A 22,762-nucleotide genomic window follows, 5' to 3' on the forward strand; every position below is an offset into this window, starting at 1 on the left:
TGGCGGCGCCACCGAGCATTGTGCGATCGTCCCTCGCCGGTGAAGATTGTCGATTCTCCCGGGGAGCGGCGGCACCTCTAGTCTGATGCCCGTGCTGCCGCTGGGATGTGCCGAAGCCGGGGACGGTTGAGTCTTGCGCGAATACCTGCTCACGCTGTTCGTCGCCGCCGCGGTGACCTACCTGCTGACGGGCGCGGTCCGCCGGTTCGCCATCGCCGCGGGTGCGATGCCCGAGATCCGCGCGCGCGACGTGCACAAGGAGCCGACCCCGCGGCTCGGCGGGTTGGCGATGTTCGGCGGCCTGTGTGCGGGTCTGTTGTTCGCGCGGCATCTGCCGGTGCTCCAGGACGTGTTCACCTCCTCGACCGACGTACAGGCGCTGCTGTCCGGCTGCACGTTGATCTCGGTGCTCGGGGTGATCGACGACAAGTGGGGCGTCGACGCGATCATCAAGCTGCTCGGTCAGGCGCTCGCCGCGGGCGTGATGGTCTGGCAGGGCATCGTGATCCTGTGGCTGCCCATCCCCGGTTACGGCACGGTCGGGTTGACGCCGACCCAGGGCACGCTGCTGACCATCGGGATAGTGGTCATCACGATCAACGCGGTGAACTTCGTGGACGGTCTGGACGGCCTCGCGGCCGGCATGGTGTGCATCGCCGCGCTCGCCTTCTTCGGCTACTCCTACCGGCTCTGGTTCGGTTACGGCGTCTCCGGCGCCGCCGCGCCGACGCTGTTCACCGCGTTGCTGATCGGAATGTGCCTGGGCTTCCTGCCGCACAACCTGCACCCCGCGCGGATCTTCATGGGCGACTCCGGCTCGATGCTGATCGGCCTGATGCTGGCCGCCGCGGCGGTCACCGTCACCGGTCGGATCGACCCGGGCGCGATCATGGCGCAGAACGACGGCTCGCTGACCTTCACCACGCACAAGCTGGTGCCGGTCTACATCCCCTTGGTGCTGCCCTTCGCGGTGCTGGTGGTGCCGCTGATGGACCTGGTGATGGCGGTCGGCCGGCGCGGTTGGGCGGGTCGCTCGCCGTTCGCCGCGGACAAGGGCCACCTGCACCACCGGCTCCTGGAGATCGGCCACTCGCACAGCCGTGCGGTGCTGATCATGTACTTCTGGTCCGGCCTGATCGCGTCGTTCACCGTGCTCATCTCGGTCCGCCCGGAACGGCGTCCGATCGTCTACGTGGGCCTGGGTCTGATCGCCCTGGGACTGGTGATCCTGATGTTGCCGCGGTTCAAGCCGCACGTGCCCACCGAGCTGCACAACGTGGTTCCGCCGCGCTATCGCCGGCTCCGTCGGCGCGGGCGCGGCGCGAACGTTCCGGTCGACCGGATGGTTCCCGGCGAATCAGACGGCGTACGGCCGAACGGAGCATCCGCCACACCCGCCACAGGCTCCACAGGAAATCCCGAAGATCCCTCCCGACCTGCGGATTTGCCGGTGGGTAGAGGGTCGCGAAAGGGTGGTGGAAGGCTGTGAGCTTGTACACACGAACGGGTAAAGCTCTGCTCAAATAGTTTGTGATATCGTTCACGAACCAGGATCAACGGCCGATGAACCCCCAGCAACGAGGGTTCTGACCCCCCACGGCCATTCCCGAGCGTTGCGTCGTCCCGAGCGCGTGCTCGGGCGGCTGATCCACCCCTTGCCCCCCACTGATGCCGGAGTCACCGACATGCAGGCCAATGACGTCCGCCTTCTCCGTGGTTCGGTCGTGTGCACGACCGCAGCCGGAGTAATCGCGGCCATCGCGGCCTTCTTCGCGGCCGGTGGCAAAGGACTTCTCGGCGCGGTGTTCGCCACCGTCGTCGTCCTGGCCTTCTTCGCGATCGGCCAGTTGGCGATCGGGCGTATCTCGCGCAACAACCCCCTCATGATGATGAACATGGCGCTCTTCACGTACATCGTGCAGATCCTGCTGTTGGGGTTGGTTTTGTTCCTGTTCAAGGACACCGAGGCGTTCGACACGAAGGTGTTCGGACTCACGATTCTCGGGGCCACGCTCGTCTGGGTCGCCTCGCAGGTCTGGGTCTTCACCCGGCTGAAGATCGCCTATGTCGAACCGGACGGAGAGCGATGACATACGAACGTCGTCGGTCGAGAGCGGCACGGGGTTCGCGGACCGGGTATGTAGACGCGACGCAGGTACTGCTAATGTCCGGGGCGTCATGAGCGAGAGAGGCCCCCGTCCACCGGACCGAGAGAATCGGGCGATGGACGGTGCCGCATGGTCGAGTGTCGGTTACCTGCTGAGCGGCATGCTGTTCTACGGCGGCATCGGCTGGCTGATCGACCGGTGGACGGGCCACTCCGCCCTGTTCCTGCCGATCGGCCTGGTCGTCGGAATCGCTCTGTCCCTGGTTCTTGTCTTTGTCCGCCACGGCAGGTCCTCCTGACCGGGCCCTGTTGCGTGCCGCTCCGTGGCCCTCGCCACGCCGACACATCGAGGTAGCCGAAATCATGCTTCACGACGAAGGAGTCGGTGGTGACTGCTGACGTCCAGACGCTCGCCAGCGAGAGCGGATGTCACCTGTTCTCCGGGTGCGGCTTCCCCTCGCCCGGGCTGAACGTCTTCGAGTTCAAGCCGATCTTCTCCATCGGGGCCTTCGACTTCACGAAGCCGATGTTGCTCGCGCTCATCTCGATGCTGCTGGTGATCGGCTTCTTCTGGAGCGCGTTCGCCAAGCCCAAGATGGTGCCGCGCGGCGCGCAGAACGTCGGCGAGTTGGGCTACCTGTTCGTTCGCGACAACATCTCGCGGGAGACGATGGGCAAGAAGGGCGACCCCTACGTCCCCTTCCTGTTCTCGATCTTCTTCTTCGTGTGGATCATGAACGTGATGGCGATCATCCCGTTCGCCCAGTTCCCCGCGACTTCGCGGATCGCCTTCCCGGCATCGATCGTCGGCATCGTGTACGTGACCTACCTGGTCCTGGGCATCAAGAACCAGGGCTTCGTCGGTTACTTCAAGAACATGATGTTCCCGCCCGGTCTGCCGAAGGCGATCTACTTCCTCCTCGCGCCGATCGAGCTGCTGCAGGGTCTGATCACCCGGCCGTTCACCATGGCGGTCCGACTGTTCGCGAACATGTTCGCCGGACACATGCTGATCGTCACCTTCAGCGTCGGTGCCTGGTACCTGCTCGGCTTCCACGTCGGGGCGCTCTTCTCGGCGACCTCGTTCCTCGTGGTCGTCATCCTGACCGCCTTCGAGCTGATGATCCAGGCGCTGCAGGCGTACATCATCACGCTGCTCGCGGCCTCCTACATCTCCAGCTCGCTCGAAGCCGAGCACTGAGAGACCCGCAGACCCCCTTCCCTCCTCGACCGTCGTCCGGTGGATCGTCCATCGGCCTCGAAAAAAGGATCAGTTCCCATGATGAACCTCGCCGCCGAAGGCGTTTCGGGCAGCCTCGGTTCCATCGGTTACGGCCTCGCCGCCATCGGCCCCGGTATCGGTATCGGCATCATCTTCGGTAACGGTGTCCAGGCCATGGCCCGTCAGCCCGAAGCTGCCGGTCTGGTCCGCCAGAACATGCTGCTGGGCTTCGCCCTCGCCGAGGCGCTCGCCCTCATCGGCGTTGTCATGCCGTTCGTCTACGGCACCTGATTCATCCGCTACGGACGGAAGGTCCTCACACCGTGATTTTCCTCGCCAACAGCGAAGAGAAGATGAACCCTCTTCTCCCGCCGCTCGACGAGATCATCATCGGTGGCGTGGCGTTCCTCATCGTCTTCGGCTTCCTGTGGAAGATGCTCCTTCCCAAGATCGCCAAGACGCTGGCGGACCGTACGGACGCCATCGAGGGCGGTCTCAAGCGTGCCGAAGAGGCGCAGGCCGAGGCCCAGGCCGAGCTGGAGCGTTACCGCGACCAGCTCGCCGAAGCCCGTCGTGAGGCCGGCCGCCTCACGGAGGACGCCCGCGAACAGGGTGCCGTCGCCATCGCCGAGATGCGCGCCGAGGGTCTGCGGATCAAGGACGAGATCGTCACCGCCGGCCACACCCAGATCGAGGCCGACCGCAACCAGGCCCAGAACGCGCTGCGTCAGGACGTCGGCAAGCTGGCCGTCGACCTCGCGTCGCGCATCGTCGGGGAGTCGCTCGAGGACGAGGCGCGTCAGCGTCGGGTCGTCGACCGCTTCCTCGAGGAGCTGGAGGCCAAGGCTTCCGCAACGGCGACCTCGGAGAAGGTGCGCTGATGCAGGGCGCCAGCAGGGAATCCCTCGCCGCGGCTCGTGAGCGCCTCGATGCGCTCGCGACCGCGACCGGTACCGACATGGTCCAGTTGGCCCAGGAGCTCGACTCCGTGGTCATCCTGCTCGACCAGACGGTGTCGCTGCGTCGAGTCCTCACCGACTCGACGCGCTCCGGGGAGGCCCGCGCGGCCTTCCTGGCGCAGCTCCTCTCCGGTCAGATCTCCGGTACCACGGCGGACCTGCTCGGCGGACTCGTCCGCACGCGTTGGTCGAGCCCGCGCGACCTGGTCGACGCGATCGACGAACTCTCGGTGTCCGCCGAGCTGATCGCCGCCGAGCGCGACGGGAAGCTCGACGACCTGGAGGACGAGCTGTTCCGTTTCGGTCGGATCGTGATCGGCGAGCGCGAACTGCGCTCGGCGCTGAGCGACCCGAGCGTGGCGAACGCGCGCAAGGCGGAACTGGTTTCCGGACTGCTGGACGGCCGGGCCCAGCCCGTCACCCGGCGGCTGATCACCAGGCTTGTCGCACACCCGCGCAGCCGTAACCTTGAACACGGGCTGGAGTCGTACGCGCGCCTCGCCGCCGATCGTCGGCGTCGCATGGTCGCGTTGGTCACGGTCGCACTGCCCCTCACCGAGGAGCAGCGCACTCGCTTGGCCGCGGCGCTGGGCCGGATGTACGGCCGCGAGGTCCACCTGAACGTGGAAATCGATGCCGACGTCATCGGCGGGGTCCGCGTGGAGATCGGTGACGACGTCATCGACGGCACCGTGACCACACGTCTCGAAGAAGCGGGCCGACGGCTCGCCGGCTGAGACACCGGACGACAGGGGCGTCGTCGTCCGCCCGGGGAAAACCCCCGAGCGGCACAGCGGCCCCCACAGCAGCACCGCGGTTCCGTACGACAAGCGACGGACAGCGGACCGTTAACCCCACCACCTAGGAGAGCAGGGACACCAGATGGCGGAGCTCACGATCCGGCCGGAGGAGATCCGGGACGCGCTGGAGCGCTTCGTCGCCTCGTACGAGCCGGAGACGGCCGCGCGCGAAGAGGTCGGTACCGTCACCGAGGCGTACGACGGTATCGCCAAGGTCGAGGGCCTGCCCTCGGTCATGACGAACGAGCTGCTCAAGTTCGAGGACGGCACCCTCGGTCTGGCGCAGAACCTCGACGTCCGCGAGATCGGTGTCGTCATCCTCGGTGACTTCAGCGGCATCGAAGAGGGCCAGAAGGTCCGTCGTACGGGCGAGGTTTTGTCGGTTCCGATCGGTGACGGCTACCTGGGTCGCGTCGTCGACCCGCTGGGCCAGCCGATCGACGGCCGGGGCGAGATCGCGTCCGAGGGCCGTCGCGCCCTCGAACTGCAGGCCCCCGGCGTGATGATGCGCAAGTCGGTGCACGAGCCGATGCAGACCGGCATCAAGGCGATCGACGCGATGACCCCGATCGGCCGCGGCCAGCGTCAGCTGATCATCGGCGACCGGCAGACCGGCAAGACCGCGGTCTGCCTGGACACGATCATCAACCAGCGCGACAACTGGCGCTCGGGCGACCCGAAGAAGCAGGTTCGCTGCATCTACGTCGCGATCGGCCAGAAGGGCACGACCATCGCGTCCGTGCGCCGCTCGCTCGAAGAGGCCGGCGCGCTGGAGTACACGACGATCGTCGCCGCCCCGGCGTCCGACCCGGCCGGCTTCAAGTACCTGGCCCCGTACACCGGTTCGGCCATCGGCCAGCACTGGATGTACCAGGGCAAGCACGTCCTCATCGTGTTCGACGACCTGTCGAAGCAGGCCGAGGCGTACCGCGCCGTGTCCCTGCTGCTGCGTCGTCCGCCGGGGCGCGAGGCGTACCCCGGTGACGTCTTCTACCTGCACTCGCGTCTGCTCGAGCGTTGCGCGAAGTTGTCGGACGACCTCGGCGGCGGTTCGATGACGGGTCTCCCGATCATCGAGACCAAGGCGAACGACGTGTCGGCGTACATTCCGACCAACGTCATCTCGATCACCGACGGCCAGTGCTTCCTGGAGTCCGACCTGTTCCTGCAGGGCGTGCGCCCCGCGGTCAACGTCGGTATCTCGGTCTCGCGAGTCGGTGGCTCCGCGCAGATCAAGGCGATGAAGAGTGTCGCGGGTCGACTTCGCGTCGACCTGGCCCAGTACCGCGAGCTGGAGGCGTTCGCGTCCTTCGGTTCCGACCTGGACGCCACCTCCAAGGCCTCGCTCCAGCGTGGTGCGCGCATGGTCGAGCTGCTCAAGCAGGGGCAGTTCGAGCCGTTCGCGATCGAGCTCCAGGTCGTCTCGATCTGGGCCGGCACCACCGGCAAGCTGGACGACGTGCCGGTGCAGGACATCCGCCGCTTCGAGAAGGAGCTGCACGAGTACGTGCAGCACAAGCACGCGGCCCTGCTGACCGGGATCGTCGAGACCGGCAAGCTGGAAGACGACACCGTGATGGCGCTCACCGACGCGGTGGATGCCTTCAAGCAGACGTTCACCAAGTTCGACGGCGAGCCGTTGATCCAGGACGTGACGCCTGCCGGGCTGACGAAGGAAGACGTCGGCCAGGAGAAGATCACCCGTCACGTGGCCAAGTCCGAGTAAAGAACGGAGAACCCTGACCAATGGGAGCCCAACTTCGGGTCTACCGGCGTCGGATCCGTTCCGTGTCGGCGACCAAGAAGATCACGCGCGCCCAGGAGCTCATCGCGGCGTCGCGGATCGTGAAGGCGCAGCAGCGCGTCGCGGCCTCCAAGCCGTACGCCGACGAGCTGACGCGCGCCGTTTCCGCGGTCGCCACCTTCTCCAGCACGCAGCACCCGTTGACCACCTCGGTGGAGCGGCCCACTCGGGCCGCGGTGCTGTTGGTAACCAGTGACCGCGGTTTCGCGGGCGGCTACAACTCGAATGCCATCAAGGCCGCCGAGCAGCTCACCAAGCTGCTCGAGGACGAGGGCAAGACGGTCAGCCGCTACGTGATCGGGTCCAAGGGCATCGGGTTTTTCCAGTTCCGCGACGTGGACCTGGCCGGGCAGTGGAAGGGATTCTCCGACCGCCCCGAGTACTCCGACGCCAAGAAGGTGGCAGGTGAGCTGATCGACGCGTTCGTGACGCCCACCGACGAGGGCGGTGTGGACGAGATTCACCTCGTCAGCACCGAGTTCGTCTCCATGCTCACGCAGAGCCCGGTCGCGGTGCGGGTGCTCCCGTTGGCGGTCGAGGAGACGGACGAGCCGCCGGCCGGCGGCCCCTTCCCGCTCTACGACTTCGAGCCCTCGGCCGAGGGTGTTCTCGACGCACTGCTGCCGCGGTACGTCGAAAGCCGCATCTTCAACGCCCTGCTGCAGTCCGCCGCTTCCGAGCACGCGGCCCGCCGACGGGCGATGAAGTCGGCGACCGAGAACGCCGAAGACCTCATCCGGACCCTCTCTCGCCTGGCGAACAATGCTCGCCAGTCCGAGATCACCCAGGAAATCAGCGAGATCGTCGGTGGCGCCAACGCCTTGGCCGACGCGACCGCGGGGAGTGATTAGACATCATGACTGCCACTGTTGAGACGGCCGCTGCCACGGGCCGCGTCGCCCGCGTCATCGGCCCGGTCGTCGACGTGGAGTTCCCCGTCGACGCGATGCCGGAGATGTACAACGCGCTGCACGTCGACCTGGACCTCTCGGGCCAGGGCGAGGGGGAGGGCAAGACCACGCTCACCCTCGAGGTCGAGCAGCACCTTGCCGACGGCATCGTGCGTGCGATCTCGATGCAGCCCACCGACGGCCTCGTTCGCGGCGCCGTCGTCACGAACACCGGCTCGCAGATCTCCGTGCCCGTGGGCGACGTCACCAAGGGCCACGTGTTCAACGCCCTCGGCGAGGTCCTCGACACGGACGCGGCGACCTTCGAGGTCACCGAGCGCTGGCCGATCCACCGGCAGGCGCCGGCCTTCGACCAGCTCGACTCGAAGACCGAGATGTTCGAGACCGGCATCAAGGTCATCGACCTGCTCACCCCGTACGTCAAGGGTGGCAAGATCGGTCTGTTCGGTGGTGCGGGCGTCGGCAAGACGGTGCTCATCCAGGAGATGATCGTCCGTGTCGCCCGTCTGCACGAGGGTGTGTCGGTGTTCGCCGGCGTCGGCGAGCGCACTCGTGAGGGCAACGACCTGATCGAGGAAATGAAGGAAGCGGGCGTCTTCGAGCAGACGGCGCTCGTCTTCGGGCAGATGGACGAGCCCCCGGGCACCCGTCTGCGCGTGGCTCTGTCCGGCCTGACCATGGCGGAGTACTTCCGCGATGTGCAGAAGCAGGACGTGCTGCTCTTCATCGACAACATCTTCCGGTTCACCCAGGCCGGTTCCGAGGTGTCGACGCTGCTCGGCCGGATGCCCTCCGCGGTGGGTTACCAGCCGACGCTCGCCGACGAGATGGGCACCCTCCAGGAGCGCATCACCTCGACCCGCGGTCACTCGATCACCTCGATGCAGGCGATCTACGTCCCCGCGGACGACCTGACCGACCCGGCCCCGGCCACGACGTTCGCGCACCTCGATGCCACGACGGTGCTCTCGCGTCCGATCTCCGAGCTGGGCATCTACCCGGCCGTGGACCCGCTGGACTCGACGTCCCGGATCCTGGACCCGCGCTACGTCGCGCAGGACCACTACGACTGCGCGATGCGGGTCAAGAGCATCCTGCAGAAGTACAAGGACCTCCAGGACATCATCGCGATTCTGGGTATGGACGAGCTGTCCGAAGAGGACAAGCTCACCGTGCACCGCGCGCGTCGCATCCAGCGGTTCCTGTCGCAGAACACCCACGTGGCGAAGCAGTTCACGGGGCTCGACGGCTCGGACGTTCCGCTGTCCGAGACCATCGAGGCGTTCAACGCGATCGCCGACGGCAAGTACGACCACGCTCCCGAGCAGGCATTCTTCATGCTCGGTGGGCTGGACGACCTCGAGAAGAAGATCGCCGAGCTCAACAAGGGCTGACGATCGCCTGATCGACGAGGGGCGGTCCCGAACGGGTCCGCCCCTCGTGTCGGTTCCCGGCAGGGCCCTGCGGCCCTTCCGGAAACCCGCCGGCGTTTGAGTCGGTTGGAGCCAGGCCCGTCCGGGCCACTATCCTTGAACACCACCCGTCCCGTGAGGGCGGAGGCGAAGACCAGCGTGTCTTCGACCCGACATGAGGAGCCACGTTGGCTGAGCTGCACGTCGAGCTGGTCGCGGCCGACCGCAAGGTGTGGTCCGGCGAGGCCACCATCGTCATCGCACGCACCGCGGACGGCGACATCGGCATCCAGGCCGGTCACCAGCCGGTTCTCGGAGTGCTCGAATCCGGCCCGGTGACGATCCGTCAGGCCGACGGTTCGGTCGTCATCGCGGCGGTCCACGGCGGGTTCATCTCGTTCGCGGACAACAACCTCTCGCTGCTTGCCGAGATCACCGAGCTGGCCGACGAGATCGATGTCGCCCGCGCGGAGCGGGCGCTCGAGCGCGCCGGCGCGGCGAAGGACTCCAGCGCCGAGCGGCGCGCGGAGACGCGGCTGCTCGCCGCCCAGCGGCGGGACTAGCCAGAAGACAGTCGCAGCACCAGAGCCCGGACCGACACACGGCCGGGACCACTGCTCAACGCGCGAACGAGGAGGTCGATCCGGATGGTCCTCGTCGTGCTGAGCGTGATTCTGGCCGTTGTCGTCGTATTGGTGGTCGGCGTCGCGGCATTCGCGCTGCGTCGCCGGCTGATCCAGCGACCCGGGGGCACCTTCGACTGTTCGCTTCGCATGCGGCCACCGGTATCCCAGGCCGGCGAAGCCGGATCGAACACCGCGGCGTCACCCGGGCAACAGGCCCCGGGGGGCGCCGCGTCGTCGTCCCCGGAGGCGGCCGAGCACGGTTCCGCGGCGGATCCGGCCGCGCCGTCGACCGATCCCGACCACGGCAAGGGCTGGGTCTTCGGGATCGCCCGATACAGCGGCGACCGGATCGAATGGTTCCGCGTGTTCAGTTACGCGCCGCGCCCGCGCCGGGTATTGCAGCGCGGCGGGATCCACGTGATCGGTCGCCGGGAACCGGCCGGCCAGGAGGAATTGGCGCTGCTTGCGGGCGCGGTCATCCTGGTCTGCGAACACGACGGCGCGCGCATCGAACTCGCCCTCAGCGACGACGCGTTGACCGGCTTCCTGGCCTGGCTGGAAGCGGCGCCGCCGGGGCAACGGGTCAACGTCGCATAGGGCCCGTCCCCTCTCGCGCCGCGGAGCCGACGCGAGATCGAGGACAGGCCCTGGCGGCGCCTCTTCGACGGTGCGCGGGCTCAGCGGTTGGCGCCCGGCACCCACAACACGTCGCCGACTTCGCGGTTCGCGTGCCTGGCCAGGATGAACAACAGGTCGGACAGGCGGTTGAGGTACTTCACCGTCAGCGGGTTCATCGAGTCGCCGTGCACCTCCAGGGCGCCCCACGTGGTGCGCTCGGCGCGACGGGCGACGGTCCGGGCCTGGTGCAGCAGCGCGGCGCCGGGAGTGCCGCCGTTGAGGATGAAGCTGCGCAGCTTCTCCAGGTTCTCGTTGTATTCGTCGCAGGCCGCCTCCAGGGCGTCGATGTAGCTCTGCTCCACCCGCAGCGGCGGGTACTTCGGGTCCTCGACCACCGGGGTGGACAGGTCGGCGCCCAGGTCGAACAGGTCGTTCTGGATGCGGGTCAGCAGCTTGACCACATCCTCGTCCAGGTTGCCGAGCGAGAGCGCGACGCCGATCACCGCGTTGGTCTCGTCCACGTCGGCGTATGCCGCGAGTCGAGGATCGGTCTTGGCGGTGCGCGACATGTCCCCGAGTGCGGTGGTGCCGTCGTCGCCGGTGCGGGTGTAGATCCGGGTGAGGTTGACCATGACGGCAAGATTAGGGCGTGTGGCCTGCGGATCGTCCGGAACAGGCCCTGGGCGCGCGCTTTGTCCGTGCTTGGCGTGGTCCGTGGCCGGGTCCGGGAATCAGTACGATTCTCCGATGGACAGGTTCCGGGTGACAGGTGGTCAGCGACTCGTCGGCGAGGTGCGGATCACGGGCGCGAAGAACAGCGCGCTCAAATTGATGGCTGCCGCACTGCTCGCGGAGGGCACCACGGTGCTCGAGGAAGCACCCCGGATCCTCGACGTGGAGATCATGAGCGAGCTGCTGCGGCGGCTCGGTTGTGAGGTCGAGGGGGAGACCACCGGGACGGTGCGGATCGGGGTGCCGGCGGCGCCGCGCTTCGAGGCGGACTACGACCTGGTGCGCAGCATGCGGGCGTCGATCTGTGTGCTGGGCCCGCTGCTCGCGCGCTGCGGCGAGGTGCACGTCGCGTACCCGGGTGGGGACGCGATCGGTTCGCGCGGTCTCGACATGCACATCGAGGGCCTGGTCAAGCTCGGCGCGACCGTGGAGAACTCGCACGGGGTGCTGATCGCCAAGGCGCCGAACGGCCTGAAGGGCACCACCGTCTGGCTGGACTTCCCGAGCGTGGGCGCGACCGAGAACATCCTGATGGCTGCGGTGCTCGCCGAGGGCCACACGGTGATCGACAACGCGGCCCGCGAGCCGGAGATCGTGGACATCTGCTCGATGCTCACCGAGATGGGCGCGCGGATCGAGGGCGCGGGCTCGTCCACGATCGAGATCGAGGGCGTCGAGGGGCTCAAGCCGGTGCGCCACCGCACGGTGCCGGACCGGATCGTGGCCTGCACGTTCGCGGTCGCGGCCGCGATGACGCTCGGCGACGTGACGGTACGCAACGCGCACCCCGAGCATCTGGAGATCGCGCTCGACAAGCTGACGCTGGCCGGCGCCGAGGTGTCGCACGTGCGGGACGGCTTCCGCGTGGTGATGGACCGACGGCCCAGGGCCGTGGACGTGGTCACCCTGCCGTATCCCGGGTTCGCCACCGACATGCAGCCGTTCTTCGCCGCGATGAACTCGATCGCCGAGGGCTCCGCGATGATCACCGAGAACCTCTTCGAGGCGCGGTTCGTGTTCCTTCAGGAACTGCTCCGGCTGGGTGCCTCGATTCGCACCGACGGACACCACGCGATCGTGCGCGGGGTCGAACAGCTCTCCGGCGCCCCGGTGTTGACCGCGGACATCCGGGCCGGGGCGGGACTGGTGCTGGCCGGCCTGGTGGCCGACGGGGACACCACGGTCAGCGGGGTGCACCACATCGACCGCGGCTACACCGGCCTGGAGGTGCAGCTCCAGTCGCTCGGCGCGAAGATCGTCCGGGAGCCGGAACCGGAGAGTACCTCGCGTTTCTGACGGATCGTCAGGTAGGGGTGCGTCGGTGCCGTCGAGGGCCCGGCTACGCTCCCGAGAGCACCGGCGTCCGCGGGACGTCGGTTCGGGATCGTGTACTGGAGAGGTAGCGCAGTGACCAACAAGATCGCCGTCATCGGGGCCGGGCTCATGGGGTCGGGCATCGCCCAGGTCGCCGCGCAGGCCGGCTACGACGTCGTCCTGCGCGATGTCACCGACGCCGCCCTGGAGCGCGGGCTGAGCGGGATCGCGGCCTCGTACGACAAGTTCGTCGCCAAGGGCAGGCTGACCGCCGAGGACGCCTCGGCGGCACTGGCCCGGATCACCACCACCACCGACCTGGAAGACGTCGCGGACGCGGACGTCGTGGTCGAGGCGGTGTTCGAGAAGGTCGAGGTCAAGCAGGCGGTCTTCGGCGAGCTGGACCGGATCTGCAAGCCCGGCGCGGTACTTGCCAGCAACACCTCGGCGATCCCGATCACCGAGATCGCCGCCGTCACCGATCGGCCCGAGTCGGTCGTGGGCATGCACTTCTTCTCGCCGGTGCCGCTGATGAGCCTGTGCGAGCTGGTTCGCGGCTTCAAGACCTCGGACGCCACGCTGGCCGCCGCGCGCGAACTGGCCGAGGCGATGGGCAAGACGTGCATCGTGGTCAACCGGGACGTGGCCGGCTTCGTGACCACTCGGCTGATCACCGCGCTCACGGTCGAGGCGGTGAAGCTGTACGAGGCGGGTGTGGCCACCGCCGAGGACATCGACATCGCCTGCAAGCTGGGCTTCGGGCACGCGATGGGCCCGCTGGCCACCGCCGACCTGACCGGCGTGGACATCATGCGCAACGCGACGAACAACATCTACACCGAGAGCAAGGACGAGAAGTTCGCCCCGCCGGAGCTGCTCAACCGCATGGTCGCGGCGGGGGACCTGGGTCGCAAGACCGGCAAGGGCTTCTACGACTACTGAGTCGTCGATCGAGTCGTGCACGACGGCCGCTCCGCGACCGGGCTTCCAGGGGCTCCGGAGGCACGGGGCGGCCGTCGGTCCGATGGGCCGGGGGCAATCGGCGCATCATCTGATGATTCGTCACCTGTACGAGTGAAGTCCGATGTGATGAGTGAGGATTATCGGGTTTTGGGTGTTCTTCTGGGAAGCCGAACCGTCATCGAACGGACGGATTCCCCAGGAGGAGACGATGCGCGTTTGGGGCGACCCGCGCGAAATGCACTTGGACGGTGTGCTCGACGTACGGGCCACCGCCGACGTCCGACTGGCGCTGCACGATGCGCTGGACCACGGAGACGGCGACCTGATTCTCGACCTCACCCGGGTGCCCGCCCTGGACACCACCGGCCTGGGCCTGATCGTCGGCGCACATCGGCGTGCGGGTCGGCGCGAGCGTCGCCTCGTGCTGACCGGGGTCGGTCCGGACGTGTACCGGGTGCTCGTGCTGACTCGATTGCACCGCATCCTCACGCTCCGCCAGCTCGCCGCGGTCTGATCCGGCCGATCGGGCCGACCCGGGCGACACAGTGTCAGGCCGACCGGGCAACGACTTGCGTGCTGTGGCCGAGCACACCCTGTCCGGAGCGGTTACCCGTCAGTACACTCCGTGGTAAGCAGGGCCGCACCAGGCGCGGTGACAGCGGACCAGCGGGACAGCCCAGGCCGGTAGTCGCCGAGCATCGGTCGGTCCGGAACCCTCCGGAGGTATTCCGTGGCGAGCCAGACGCCCTCAGCTCAGCCCTCGCAGCCGGCCACGCCGTCCCCGGCCGGTCGGCCGACCACTTCTCCGATCGAGCAGGCCCCGAACGAGCAGGCCTCGCCGACCGGGCGGGCTTCGGCCAAGCGTGATCGTCCCTGGGTCATGCGCACCTACGCCGGTCACTCCTCGGCCACCGCCTCCAACGCGCTCTACCGGCGCAACCTCGCCAAGGGCCAGACCGGTCTGTCGGTGGCCTTCGACCTGCCGACCCAGACCGGCTACGACCCCGACCACGTGCTCTCGCGCGGCGAGGTCGGCAAGGTCGGCGTGCCGATCTCGCACATCGGCGACATGCGGCAGCTTCTCGACGGCATCCCCGTCGAGGAGATGAACACCTCGATGACGATCAACGCGACCGCGCTGTGGATGCTCGCGCTCTACCAGGTCGTCGCCGAGGAGCAGGGCGCGGACATCGCCAAGCTCACCGGCACCACGCAGAACGACATCATCAAGGAATACCTGTCGCGCGGGACCTACGTCTTCCCGCCCGGGCCCTCGCTCAAGTTGATCACCGACACCGTCGCGTACACGGTCTCGCACATCCCCAAGTGGAACCCGACCAACATCTGCAGCTACCACCTCCAGGAGGCGGGCGCGACGCCGGTGCAGGAGATCGCGTACGCGATGTGCACCGCGATCGCCGTGCTGGATGCGGTCCGCGACTCGGGGCAGGTGCCGGCGGACCGGATGGGCGAGGTGGTCCAGCGGATCTCCTTCTTCGTCAACGCCGGGGTGCGGTTCGTCGAAGAGATGTGCAAGATGCGGGCGTTCGTGCAGCTGTGGGACGAACTGACGCTGGAGCGCTACGGCGTACAGGACGCCAAGCAGCGCCGGTTCCGCTACGGCGTGCAGGTCAACTCGCTCGGCCTGACCGAGGCGCAGCCGGAGAACAACGTCCAGCGCATCGTGCTGGAGATGCTGGCCGTGACGCTGTCCAAGGACGCCCGGGCGCGGGCGGTGCAGCTGCCCGCCTGGAACGAGGCGCTGGGCCTGCCTCGGCCGTGGGACCAGCAGTGGTCGTTGCGGATCCAGCAGGTCCTGGCCTACGAGTCGGACCTGCTCGAATACGGCGACATCTTCAACGGTTCACACGTGATCGAGGCCAAGGTCGCCGATCTGGTGGCGGGCGCGCGCGAGGAGATCGACCGGGTTCAGGCGATGGGCGGCGCGGTTTCGGCGATCGAGTCGGGCTACATGAAGTCGCAGCTGGTCGGCTCGCACGCGGCCCGGCGGGCCCGGATCGAGGCGGGCGAGGAGGTGGTGGTCGGGGTGAACCGGTTCGAGACCACCGAGGAGAACCCGCTCACCGCCGACCTGGACGCGGCGATCATGAGCGCCGACCCGGACGCCGAGCGCTCGGCGATCGAGAAGATCAAGGCTTGGCGCACCGGCCGCGACCCGGAGGCGGTGGACGCGGCGATGGCCCGGCTGCGCGACGACGCACGATCGTGGAAGGCGGCCTCGGCGGTCAACCTGATGCCGGCCACGCTGGCGTGCGTGCGGGCCGGGGTGACCACGGGGGAGTGGTCGCAGGCGCTGCGCGAGGAGTTCGGCGAGTACCGGGCGCCGACCGGGGTGTCCGGGGTGGTCGGTGTGCAGGATGGCGCGGGGCTCACCGAGGTGCGCGGGGCCGTGCGGCGGACCGGTGAGGAACTGGGCGGCCGGTTGCGGCTGCTGGTCGGCAAGCCGGGGCTGGACGGGCACTCGAACGGGGCCGAGCAGATCGCGGTGCGGGCGCGCGATGTCGGCTTCGAGGTGGTCTACCAGGGGATTCGGCTCACTCCGGAGCAGATCGTTGCGGCGGCGGTCGAGGAGGATGTGCACTGCGTGGGGCTGTCCATCCTGTCCGGGTCGCACCTGGAGCTGATCCCGGACGTGCTCTCGCGCATGCGCGAAGCGGGGATCGGGGATGTGCCGGTGATCGTCGGCGGGATCATTCCGTCCGCTGACGCGGTGGTGTTGCGGTCGCAGGGGGTCGCTGCCGTCTTCACGCCGAAGGACTTCGGGATCACGGACATCATGGGGCGGATCGTGGAGGTCATTCGCGAGGCGAACGGCCTGGCGACCGAGGCCGCGGTGTCGGTGGGCTGAGCGCTCGCGCGCCTGGGCTGCGGCCGTTGCTGGTCCTCAAACGCCGGACGGGCCGGCTTTGCTGTGGCCGAGCTGGAGCGATGTGGCTCGGGATTGCGGGTTGCGTGGCTTTACGGGTGTCCTCAAACGCCGGACGGGCTGGAATTGGCGTGGACGGGCTGGGTTGGCCCGTCCGGCGGTTGAGGGATGTGGCTCGGGTTTGCGGGTTGCGTGGCTTTACGGGTGTCCTCAAACGCCGGACGGGCTGGAATTGCATCGGGCCGGGTTGGTGTGGACGGGCTGGTTCGGCCCGTCCGGCGGTCGAGGTGGGCTTGGTTTACGGGACCGGGTGGCCCATGTCGGTGGTGATTTCGGTGGGGGTCAGGGGGCGGTTGTAGATGCGGACGTCGTCGATCAGGCCGGCGAAGTATTCGCCCCAGACGCTGTTGCCGCCGATCCGGAGTGCGCCGCCCGCGTCCACGATCGGGCCGGTGTGTGCGGTGGCTCCGACCTGGACGCCGTTGACGTACAGGCGCAGCGTGGTGCCGTCGTAGGTGGCCGCGATGTGCGCCCACGCGCCGGTGGGCAGCGATGCGGTGCCGTCGGCGTAGGTGTCGTTGTTGGTGCCGGTCGTGTTGATGGACGTGTTGGGCGCGGCGGTGCCGTTCGCGTACAGCGCGTAGGACAGGCCGCCGCCGCGTTCCTTGAGCAGGACGGTGCGCCAGTTCGTGATCGCCGTGGGTTTGACCCATGCCTCCAGGGTCATTCCGCCGGTGAGCGTGAGGCGGGCGCTGTGCGGCACCGTCACCATCGATGAAGTGCCGTTGAAGGAAAGCGCGTTGCCGGAATGGCCGGTGACCCAGGTGCCGCCGGCGACGGTGCCGTTGTTGCCCTGGCCGGCGTCGTCCGTGACGAGCGTGCCGCTGGTGGCGTTGAAACCGTAAGCGGCCATCAGACCGGCCGGCGGTCCGTCGACCTCGCGATAGGTGGCGGTCAACGTGATCGGCGTCGCGGGTGCGGTGATGTTGTGCGCGGCGGTGCCACCGTCCGACCAGGAGACGAATTCGTAGTTCTTGCCGTTCAGGGTCTGTGTCGTCGGCGCGGCGATCGAGGATGTGCCGCCCACGATCACCGTGCTGGTGAACGGCGCCGGGCGCTGCGAGGAGAACAGGCCCAGGGTCAGGCCCGGCGGGTCGGAGGCGAGCGTGATGTCCACGGTCTTCGGGTTCAGGCGCACGCTGGTGGTGCCGGTCAGGCCGCCGGAATCGGTGGCGGTCAGCCGCAGTTCGAGCCACGACGGATACTCGTGGTCGACCGCCGTGAAGGTGCCCGAGGTGCCGCCCTGGCCGGTGATCTGGTGTTCGTGGCAGTTGGTGGGCGTGGTGCAGTGATGCATGATGATCTGCCAGTTCAGCCCGGTGCCCGGGATGGTGCCGTCCTGCGGGTCGCTCGCGTGTCCGCTGAAGGCGATCGGGTCGCCCACCTTCCAGGTCAGCGTCGCGGTCGGGGTGTCGATCACCGGCGTAGGTGGTGCGTTGCCCGCCGAGATGGTGATCGGCGCGGAAACCCCGGTCAGGCCCACCGGATCGGTGACCCGCAGTCTGACGGTGTAGCTGCCGGGCGTGGTGTACGTGTACGACGGGTTCGCCGCGGTCGAGTCGTCGAACGCGCCGTCGCCGTCCAGGTCCCAGGCGTGGGTGAGGGTCTCGCCCGGGTCCGGATCGGTCGAGGCCGAGCCGGTGAACGCCACGGTCAGCGGCGTCGTACCGGTGGTGGGGGTGGCCGAGGCGACCGCGTTGGGCGCGCTGCCGGTGTAGCGGATCCGGTGGATCGCGCCGTCCTCGAAGCCGATGTAGTACACGTCGCCGTCAGGGCCGGTGGTCAGCTGGACCGGGTTCGCGTTGCTCACGAACACCTGGCGCGTGGACGGGTCGGGGAGTCCGTCGGGACCGGCCAGCATGCTCCACACGCAGCGCCGACTGTGGTCGGCGAAGAACATCGCGTTGCGGTAGGCCGCCGGGTAGCGCTGTCCCGAGTAGAAGGTCACCCCGGAGATCGCCGAGCCGTTGCCGGTCGGGCAGCCCTCGCCCGGGACCACCACGGCGCCGTGCCGGTAGGCGTAGTAGGGCGTCTTCACCGCGCCCGGACCTTCGGCGTACAGGTTGTTGCACAGGTTCAGGCCGATCGACTCGTAGCCGCCCTGGCGGGCCGAGCCCTCGTAGCAGGGCCAGCCGAAGTTGGCCACGGCGCTGCCGGAGGGCGTGAGCCGGTCGATCTCCTCCCAGCTGCCCCAGCCGACGTCGCCCACCCACAGCTCGTTCGTGCCGGGCCGGAAGCCGAATCGGAACGGATTGCGCAGGCCGGCCGCCACCAGGCGGCGGGCGTTGGCGTCGGCGTTGCCCGCGAGCGGGTTGCCGGGCGCGCCGGCACCGGTGTTCGGGTCGATCCGGATGATGCTGCCGTTGAGCGCGAACGGGTCACCCGAGGTGCGGAAGTCCTGTGCGCGCAGCGCGCCGCCCTCGGCGGTCGGCGCGGTCAGTACGGTGCCGACCGCACTGGTGCCGTCGGCACACGGGTTCGCCGGAATCGGTTCCTTGCCCGGGATCGGGCCGCTCGCGGTGCTCTGGCCGTAGTCCGCCCAGTCGAAGCTGGCGCCGTCCCCGGCGGATGCGTAGAGGTAGCCGTCCGGGCCGAAGGCGAGGCTGCCGGTGGCGTGCGACGGGAACTGCTGGCACCAGCCCTCGACCAACACCTGCTCGGGGCCCGCGGTGTCGCCGGTCGCGGTCAGTTTGGCGATCCGACCGGTGATCAGACAGCCCTTGGCCTGTGCGCCGGGCGGGTCCGGGCAACCGTCGTCCAGACCGGTGGCGGTGCCCCAGTAGGGGGCCGAGCCGCCGGGGCGCGCGTCGTGCGCGTACATCACGTAGACCGACGGATCCGTCGGGAAGTTCGGGGCCAGGGCCAGGCCGAGCAGGCCGCGGTCCCAGAAGTTGTGCACCTTCGCCCGCAGGTCGGTGAACACCGTGGGCGTGGGGTCGGTGAGCGAGTCGAACACCTTGACGACGCCGGATTTCTCGGCGACGAAGACCCGTCCGTCCCCGGCGAAGGCCACGTCGACCGGCTGGGTCAGGCCGGTGATCACCGAATCGTCGGAGAACTTCGGCGGCACCGTGCCGGCCTGCGCGGAGGCGGCACGCGCGGTCGGTGTCGAGCCGAACAGTTCCGGACCGGGTGGGCGGGACGATGTGTCGGAGACGACTGCGGACGAGGCCGGCGACGCGCCGGCCGAGGGTATCGACAGTGCCAGTGAGGCGAGCAGCGCGGCGGCGCAGGCGAACCGGGTCCGGTGCCGGTTCACCCGCCGTCCCGTGCGTCGCAATCCTATGGAGCCGGACGTGCTGGAACCGGACATGCATGTCCCCCTGTTCCCCCTGGACGCCCGACTGTTGTGGCGCCCCTTGTGCACCATAGGGCGACTCGGCGGGCATGCACCGACTTTTCGGTAAGCCCACGACGCCCCCGGGACCGGCTCGGCAGGATCGTCCCGTGACCACTCGAAGGCGCGCGCGTTGTTGTGAAGAGGGAGCGAAGGTCGGCCCGGACCCGGTCCGCTCGACGGCAGGAGGTGGCAAGGTGGGACGCGGTACGGCGAAGGCATGCGCGGCCCATGGTCGGCCGCCCCGCCGTTCGACGCGTCGGTGCTCAACGATCTTGTCACGAACCCGGCGCCGGGTATCGGTGTGCCGGCCGCGCCCGGCACACTGATCACCGGTTTCCGCCCCCGAGTGCCCGGGCTTCGTCCCCGGCCGCACCGGTGCGTCGAGGAACCACGACGGGGAGCACAGGGAGTGGCATGAACGGCGGCGGCAGGCAACGGCCGGAAGACGACGGCGAAAAGCGCGTCGAGGACGACCCGCTCGCGCCCCCGGCCGGTGCGCCGACGGATGCCGTCGGCGACTCGATGGACGCCTACGGCGATTCGATGGACTCCGTCGGTGGTTCGTGGGGTGACGACGCCTATTTGGACGAGCTGTTCGGGCCGCGTCCGGGCGCGGGTGCGCAGGGTGCGCAGGGTGCGCAGGGCGCGCAGGGCGGGTCGCAGGGGAGCGGGTCGGGTGGGGCCGGGTTCGAGCCGTCGGCGGCGGAGGCGGCGGAGTCGGCCGAGTCGGCGGCCGAGTTCGGGGCCGGGGGTGCGGCCGATCCGCCCGCGTCGGGGGCCGCGGACGGGTTTCCGCCTTCGTTCGGGGAGTTCCCCGCAGCCTCGTTCGGATCCACCTCCGGGCCCTTCTCCGCACACGCTTCCGCGCCTTCCTCCGCATCGTCCTCCGCACCGCGGATCGGTCGGGGCGAGCCGATTCGGATCGACGACTGGTCGGACCCGGCCTCCGAGGCCGATCGGGGCGGGGCCGGGGAGTCCGCGCCGGGGGTGCTCCAGCTGATCGCGGGCGACCTGCTGCTCACCTTCGGCGGGGTGGACGGCACCGACGTCGGGCCGATGCCCGCCGGCGCCCGGTCGCCGCGCCCGTCCAGGCTGCCCGGTTCGGTGCCCTCGAGCGATCCGCCGCCGCTGGGACGCGGCGTCGAGATCGCCGAGCTGACCGGTCTGTTGCAGCGCGGCACGTCGGTCCGGATCGGCGGACCGTCGTCGAGCGGGCGCAGCACGCTGCTGCGCCACCTCGCCGCGCTCGATCCCGCGGGTGCACCGGACGGGGTGATCCTGCTCGACGGCCGGCGCCGCGGCCTGGACGACCTGTTGCAGCAGCTGCACGACGCGTGCTTCGCCGGGCCGGCGTACCGACCCACCCGCGAGCAACTGGTCGGGATCCTGGCCGGCGTGGCCGCGCTCGTGGTCGTCGACGACCTGGAGCTGGGCCAGGAGGACGTGGTCGAACTCCTGCGGATGGCACCCGAATGCGCGTTTCTGGTGGCCGGTCCGGAGGTGGTCGATCCGATCGTGCGCCGGGATTCGCCGCTGCACGAGATCACCCTGGGCGGGCTCCCGCAGGAGGCGTCCTTCGACCTGCTGCGGCGTACCGCCGGGCGCGAACTCGACGACGAGGAACTCGCCTGGGCCTCCGCGCTGTGGTTCCAGGTCGGCGGCCATCCGGGGCGGTTCGTCCAGGCCGGAGCGTTGCTCGGCCGGCGTGAGCGCGGGCGGGCCGGCTACGGGCTGCTCGACGACGGCGCGGCGGACAGCTCGGGCGAGTTGCCCTCGCCCGGCGAGCCGCGGCAGTTCGTACCGCGCCTGGTCCCGCTGGTGTCCGCGTCGGCACAGCAGGTGCTGCGGCTGGCCTCGGCCCTGGAGGGCGAACTGCCGGACCCGGTACACCTGCCCGCCCTGACCGGCGCGGTGGACGCGGTGGGGGCCGCCGACGAGCTGGTCGAAGCCGGGCTGGCGGCACACGAGTTCGGCCGGTATCGGCTCACCGGGGGCACCGCCGAGGCGGTCGCCGCGATCGTGCGCGGGCCGTCCTCGTGGGCGGTCGCGGCGATACAGCACTTCACCTGGTGGGTCTCGCACCCGTCGGTCACCCCCGCCGAGATCGCCCGTGAGGCGGACACGATCCTGGCCTGCCTGCGCGAGTCCGAGCGGCTGGGCAAGGCCGGTTCGGCGCGCGCGCTGGCGCGGGCCTCGGCGCCCGCGTTCGGCGCCTCGGCCCGCTGGGACGCGTGGGGCGAGGTGCTCGATCTGGGGCTGTCCTCGGCACGTGACGCGGGGGCCTCGGCGGCGTCCGATCACGCCTGGTTCCGGCACGAGTTGGCCATCCTGGCGCTGTGCACGGGCGATCCGCAGGGCGCGCGCGAGGAGGCCGCCGCCGCGACCCGGATGCGTGACGTCGGCTCGGACAAGCGCGGACTCGCGGCGGACCGCCGGGTGTTGGCCCTGGCCGGCGGCGACCGGACGGTGGTCGCGGCGAGCACGGAGGGCGGAGCCGGCGCGTCGCGCGGCGGGATAGGCCGACGCGGCGTGCTGATGACGGCGGGTGCGGCGGTGGTGCTGGTGGTCACCCTGGCCGCGGTGGTCGCGATGGGCTCGGACTCGCCGGACAAGGGCGACCACCGCAGGCCGGTGGGCTCCACCGGCTCGGCGGCCTTCGACCCGAACACGCCCAACCGAGGCGCCGAGGTCGACCCCAAGGCCGACCGGGACAAGCCGGCTCCGCCGACCGGCAGCCACAAACCGGGCTCGACCGGGACGACGGCCACGACCACCACGACGGCACGGGAGACGACCACGGCCACGACCTCGGCGCCGGCGAACCCGCCGCGATCGTCGAGCCCGGCCAACTCCACGTCTCAGGGCAGCACTTCGGCCCCGGCAACGTCGACGTCGGCACCACCGCCGACGGCGACCACGCCCCCGCCCACCTCGTCCGCCCCGGCCCTGCCACCGGCAGGCGTCGATCCGTTGTGACCCGGGCCGCCGATCGTCGTCGGATCCCCGT

19 protein-coding genes are annotated in these 22,762 nt (G+C 69.3%); 17 read left to right on the forward strand and 2 right to left on the reverse strand.

Translation table 11 applies throughout. The features are described from left to right. Nucleotides 1-133 precede the first annotated feature (133 nt). The 12 genes from ACIBM5_RS12470 to ACIBM5_RS12525 all read left to right on the forward strand — a co-directional run bounded on the left by ACIBM5_RS12470 (nt 134) and on the right by ACIBM5_RS12525 (nt 10,438). Nucleotides 134-1,489, forward strand: coding sequence for an MraY family glycosyltransferase (locus ACIBM5_RS12470; RefSeq protein ID WP_396006830.1), 1,356 nt, complete (start codon nt 134-136; stop codon nt 1,487-1,489). A 124-nt stretch (nt 1,490-1,613) separates the two neighbouring features. Continuing rightward, nucleotides 1,614-2,090, forward strand: coding sequence for a hypothetical protein (locus tag ACIBM5_RS12475; protein WP_396006831.1), 477 nt, complete (start codon nt 1,614-1,616; stop codon nt 2,088-2,090). A gap of 133 nt (nt 2,091-2,223) precedes the next feature. Further along, nucleotides 2,224-2,406: an AtpZ/AtpI family protein gene (locus ACIBM5_RS12480; RefSeq protein WP_020549132.1), complete on the forward strand. Its 183-nt coding sequence runs from the start codon at nt 2,224-2,226 to the stop codon at nt 2,404-2,406. Between the two features lie 86 nt (nt 2,407-2,492). Beyond that, on the forward strand, nt 2,493-3,308 hold the full coding sequence (gene atpB / locus ACIBM5_RS12485) for a F0F1 ATP synthase subunit A (RefSeq protein WP_391581230.1): 816 nt from the start codon (nt 2,493-2,495) through the stop codon (nt 3,306-3,308). 78 nt (nt 3,309-3,386) lie between these two features. Then, entirely contained in the window at nt 3,387-3,620 is a 234-nt protein-coding gene (atpE, locus tag ACIBM5_RS12490; RefSeq protein ID WP_201260819.1) for an ATP synthase F0 subunit C, read from the forward strand. Nucleotides 3,621-3,652: 32 nt separating this feature from the next. Beyond that, nucleotides 3,653-4,210 carry a F0F1 ATP synthase subunit B gene (locus ACIBM5_RS12495; RefSeq protein ID WP_391581231.1) on the forward strand — a complete coding sequence of 186 codons (558 nt, stop codon included), beginning with the start codon at nt 3,653-3,655 and terminating at the stop codon, nt 4,208-4,210. Continuing rightward, the gene (locus ACIBM5_RS12500) at nt 4,210-5,025 is read left to right on the forward strand and encodes a F0F1 ATP synthase subunit delta (protein WP_391581232.1); all 816 of its coding nucleotides are present in this window, start codon (nt 4,210-4,212) and stop codon (nt 5,023-5,025) included. The genes ACIBM5_RS12495 and ACIBM5_RS12500 overlap by 1 nt, the downstream gene beginning before the upstream one ends. Nucleotides 5,026-5,170: 145 nt before the next feature. After that, nucleotides 5,171-6,814 (forward strand): F0F1 ATP synthase subunit alpha, encoded by a 1,644-nt coding sequence (gene atpA / locus ACIBM5_RS12505; protein ID WP_391581233.1) that lies wholly within the window; start codon nt 5,171-5,173, stop codon nt 6,812-6,814. 20 nt (nt 6,815-6,834) lie between these two features. Beyond that, nucleotides 6,835-7,743: a F0F1 ATP synthase subunit gamma gene (locus ACIBM5_RS12510; protein ID WP_355543075.1), complete on the forward strand. Its 909-nt coding sequence runs from the start codon at nt 6,835-6,837 to the stop codon at nt 7,741-7,743. Nucleotides 7,744-7,748: 5 nt separating this feature from the next. After that, nucleotides 7,749-9,197, forward strand: a complete 1,449-nt coding sequence (gene atpD / locus ACIBM5_RS12515; RefSeq protein WP_396006832.1) for a F0F1 ATP synthase subunit beta — start codon at nt 7,749-7,751, stop codon at nt 9,195-9,197. Nucleotides 9,198-9,403: 206 nt separating this feature from the next. Beyond that, the gene (locus ACIBM5_RS12520; protein WP_360318886.1) at nt 9,404-9,778 is read left to right on the forward strand and encodes a F0F1 ATP synthase subunit epsilon; all 375 of its coding nucleotides are present in this window, start codon (nt 9,404-9,406) and stop codon (nt 9,776-9,778) included. 84 nt (nt 9,779-9,862) lie between these two features. Beyond that, on the forward strand, nt 9,863-10,438 hold the full coding sequence (locus tag ACIBM5_RS12525; protein ID WP_396006833.1) for a DUF2550 domain-containing protein: 576 nt from the start codon (nt 9,863-9,865) through the stop codon (nt 10,436-10,438). Between the two features lie 80 nt (nt 10,439-10,518). On the opposite strand, the gene ACIBM5_RS12530 is transcribed toward ACIBM5_RS12525, so the two are convergent. Continuing rightward, nucleotides 10,519-11,091: a cob(I)yrinic acid a,c-diamide adenosyltransferase gene (locus ACIBM5_RS12530; protein WP_391581236.1), complete on the reverse strand. Its 573-nt coding sequence runs from the start codon at nt 11,089-11,091 to the stop codon at nt 10,519-10,521. A gap of 115 nt (nt 11,092-11,206) precedes the next feature. Here ACIBM5_RS12530 and murA point away from each other — a divergent pair, with 115 nt between their 5' ends. The 4 genes from murA to ACIBM5_RS12550 all read left to right on the forward strand — a co-directional run bounded on the left by murA (nt 11,207) and on the right by ACIBM5_RS12550 (nt 16,337). After that, nucleotides 11,207-12,487: a UDP-N-acetylglucosamine 1-carboxyvinyltransferase gene (gene murA, locus ACIBM5_RS12535; RefSeq protein WP_391581237.1), complete on the forward strand. Its 1,281-nt coding sequence runs from the start codon at nt 11,207-11,209 to the stop codon at nt 12,485-12,487. 111 nt (nt 12,488-12,598) lie between these two features. Beyond that, nucleotides 12,599-13,447, forward strand: coding sequence for a 3-hydroxyacyl-CoA dehydrogenase family protein (locus ACIBM5_RS12540; RefSeq protein WP_396006834.1), 849 nt, complete (start codon nt 12,599-12,601; stop codon nt 13,445-13,447). Nucleotides 13,448-13,676: 229 nt separating this feature from the next. After that, entirely contained in the window at nt 13,677-13,982 is a 306-nt protein-coding gene (locus ACIBM5_RS12545; protein WP_396006836.1) for an STAS domain-containing protein, read from the forward strand. A 366-nt stretch (nt 13,983-14,348) separates the two neighbouring features. Then, nucleotides 14,349-16,337 (forward strand): protein meaA, encoded by a 1,989-nt coding sequence (locus ACIBM5_RS12550; RefSeq protein WP_396006837.1) that lies wholly within the window; start codon nt 14,349-14,351, stop codon nt 16,335-16,337. Between the two features lie 316 nt (nt 16,338-16,653). Here the strand turns inward: ACIBM5_RS12550 and ACIBM5_RS12555 are convergent, their stop codons facing one another. Then, nucleotides 16,654-19,674: a LamG-like jellyroll fold domain-containing protein gene (locus ACIBM5_RS12555; RefSeq protein ID WP_396006838.1), complete on the reverse strand. Its 3,021-nt coding sequence runs from the start codon at nt 19,672-19,674 to the stop codon at nt 16,654-16,656. A gap of 495 nt (nt 19,675-20,169) precedes the next feature. Here ACIBM5_RS12555 and ACIBM5_RS12560 point away from each other — a divergent pair, with 495 nt between their 5' ends. Beyond that, on the forward strand, nt 20,170-22,731 hold the full coding sequence (locus ACIBM5_RS12560; protein WP_396006839.1) for a hypothetical protein: 2,562 nt from the start codon (nt 20,170-20,172) through the stop codon (nt 22,729-22,731). Nucleotides 22,732-22,762 lie beyond the last annotated feature (31 nt).

It is taken from the genome of Embleya sp. NPDC050493 (assembly GCF_044458105.1).
Classification (GTDB): Bacteria; Actinomycetota; Actinomycetes; order Streptomycetales; family Streptomycetaceae; genus Embleya.

Coding starts and splice junctions, on each gene's coding strand:
- ACIBM5_RS12480 (WP_020549132.1), top strand. CDS start 2,224: ATGGACGGTGCCGCATGGTCGAGTGTCGGTTACCTGCTGAGCGGCATG.
- atpE (WP_201260819.1), top strand. CDS start 3,387: ATGATGAACCTCGCCGCCGAAGGCGTTTCGGGCAGCCTCGGTTCCATC.
- ACIBM5_RS12500 (WP_391581232.1), top strand. CDS start 4,210: ATGCAGGGCGCCAGCAGGGAATCCCTCGCCGCGGCTCGTGAGCGCCTC.
- atpA (WP_391581233.1), top strand. CDS start 5,171: ATGGCGGAGCTCACGATCCGGCCGGAGGAGATCCGGGACGCGCTGGAG.
- ACIBM5_RS12510 (WP_355543075.1), top strand. CDS start 6,835: ATGGGAGCCCAACTTCGGGTCTACCGGCGTCGGATCCGTTCCGTGTCG.
- atpD (WP_396006832.1), top strand. CDS start 7,749: ATGACTGCCACTGTTGAGACGGCCGCTGCCACGGGCCGCGTCGCCCGC.
- ACIBM5_RS12525 (WP_396006833.1), top strand. CDS start 9,863: ATGGTCCTCGTCGTGCTGAGCGTGATTCTGGCCGTTGTCGTCGTATTG.
- ACIBM5_RS12530 (WP_391581236.1), bottom strand. CDS start 11,091: ATGGTCAACCTCACCCGGATCTACACCCGCACCGGCGACGACGGCACC.
- murA (WP_391581237.1), top strand. CDS start 11,207: ATGGACAGGTTCCGGGTGACAGGTGGTCAGCGACTCGTCGGCGAGGTG.
- ACIBM5_RS12545 (WP_396006836.1), top strand. CDS start 13,677: ATGCGCGTTTGGGGCGACCCGCGCGAAATGCACTTGGACGGTGTGCTC.
- ACIBM5_RS12550 (WP_396006837.1), top strand. CDS start 14,349: ATGCGCACCTACGCCGGTCACTCCTCGGCCACCGCCTCCAACGCGCTC.
- ACIBM5_RS12560 (WP_396006839.1), top strand. CDS start 20,170: ATGAACGGCGGCGGCAGGCAACGGCCGGAAGACGACGGCGAAAAGCGC.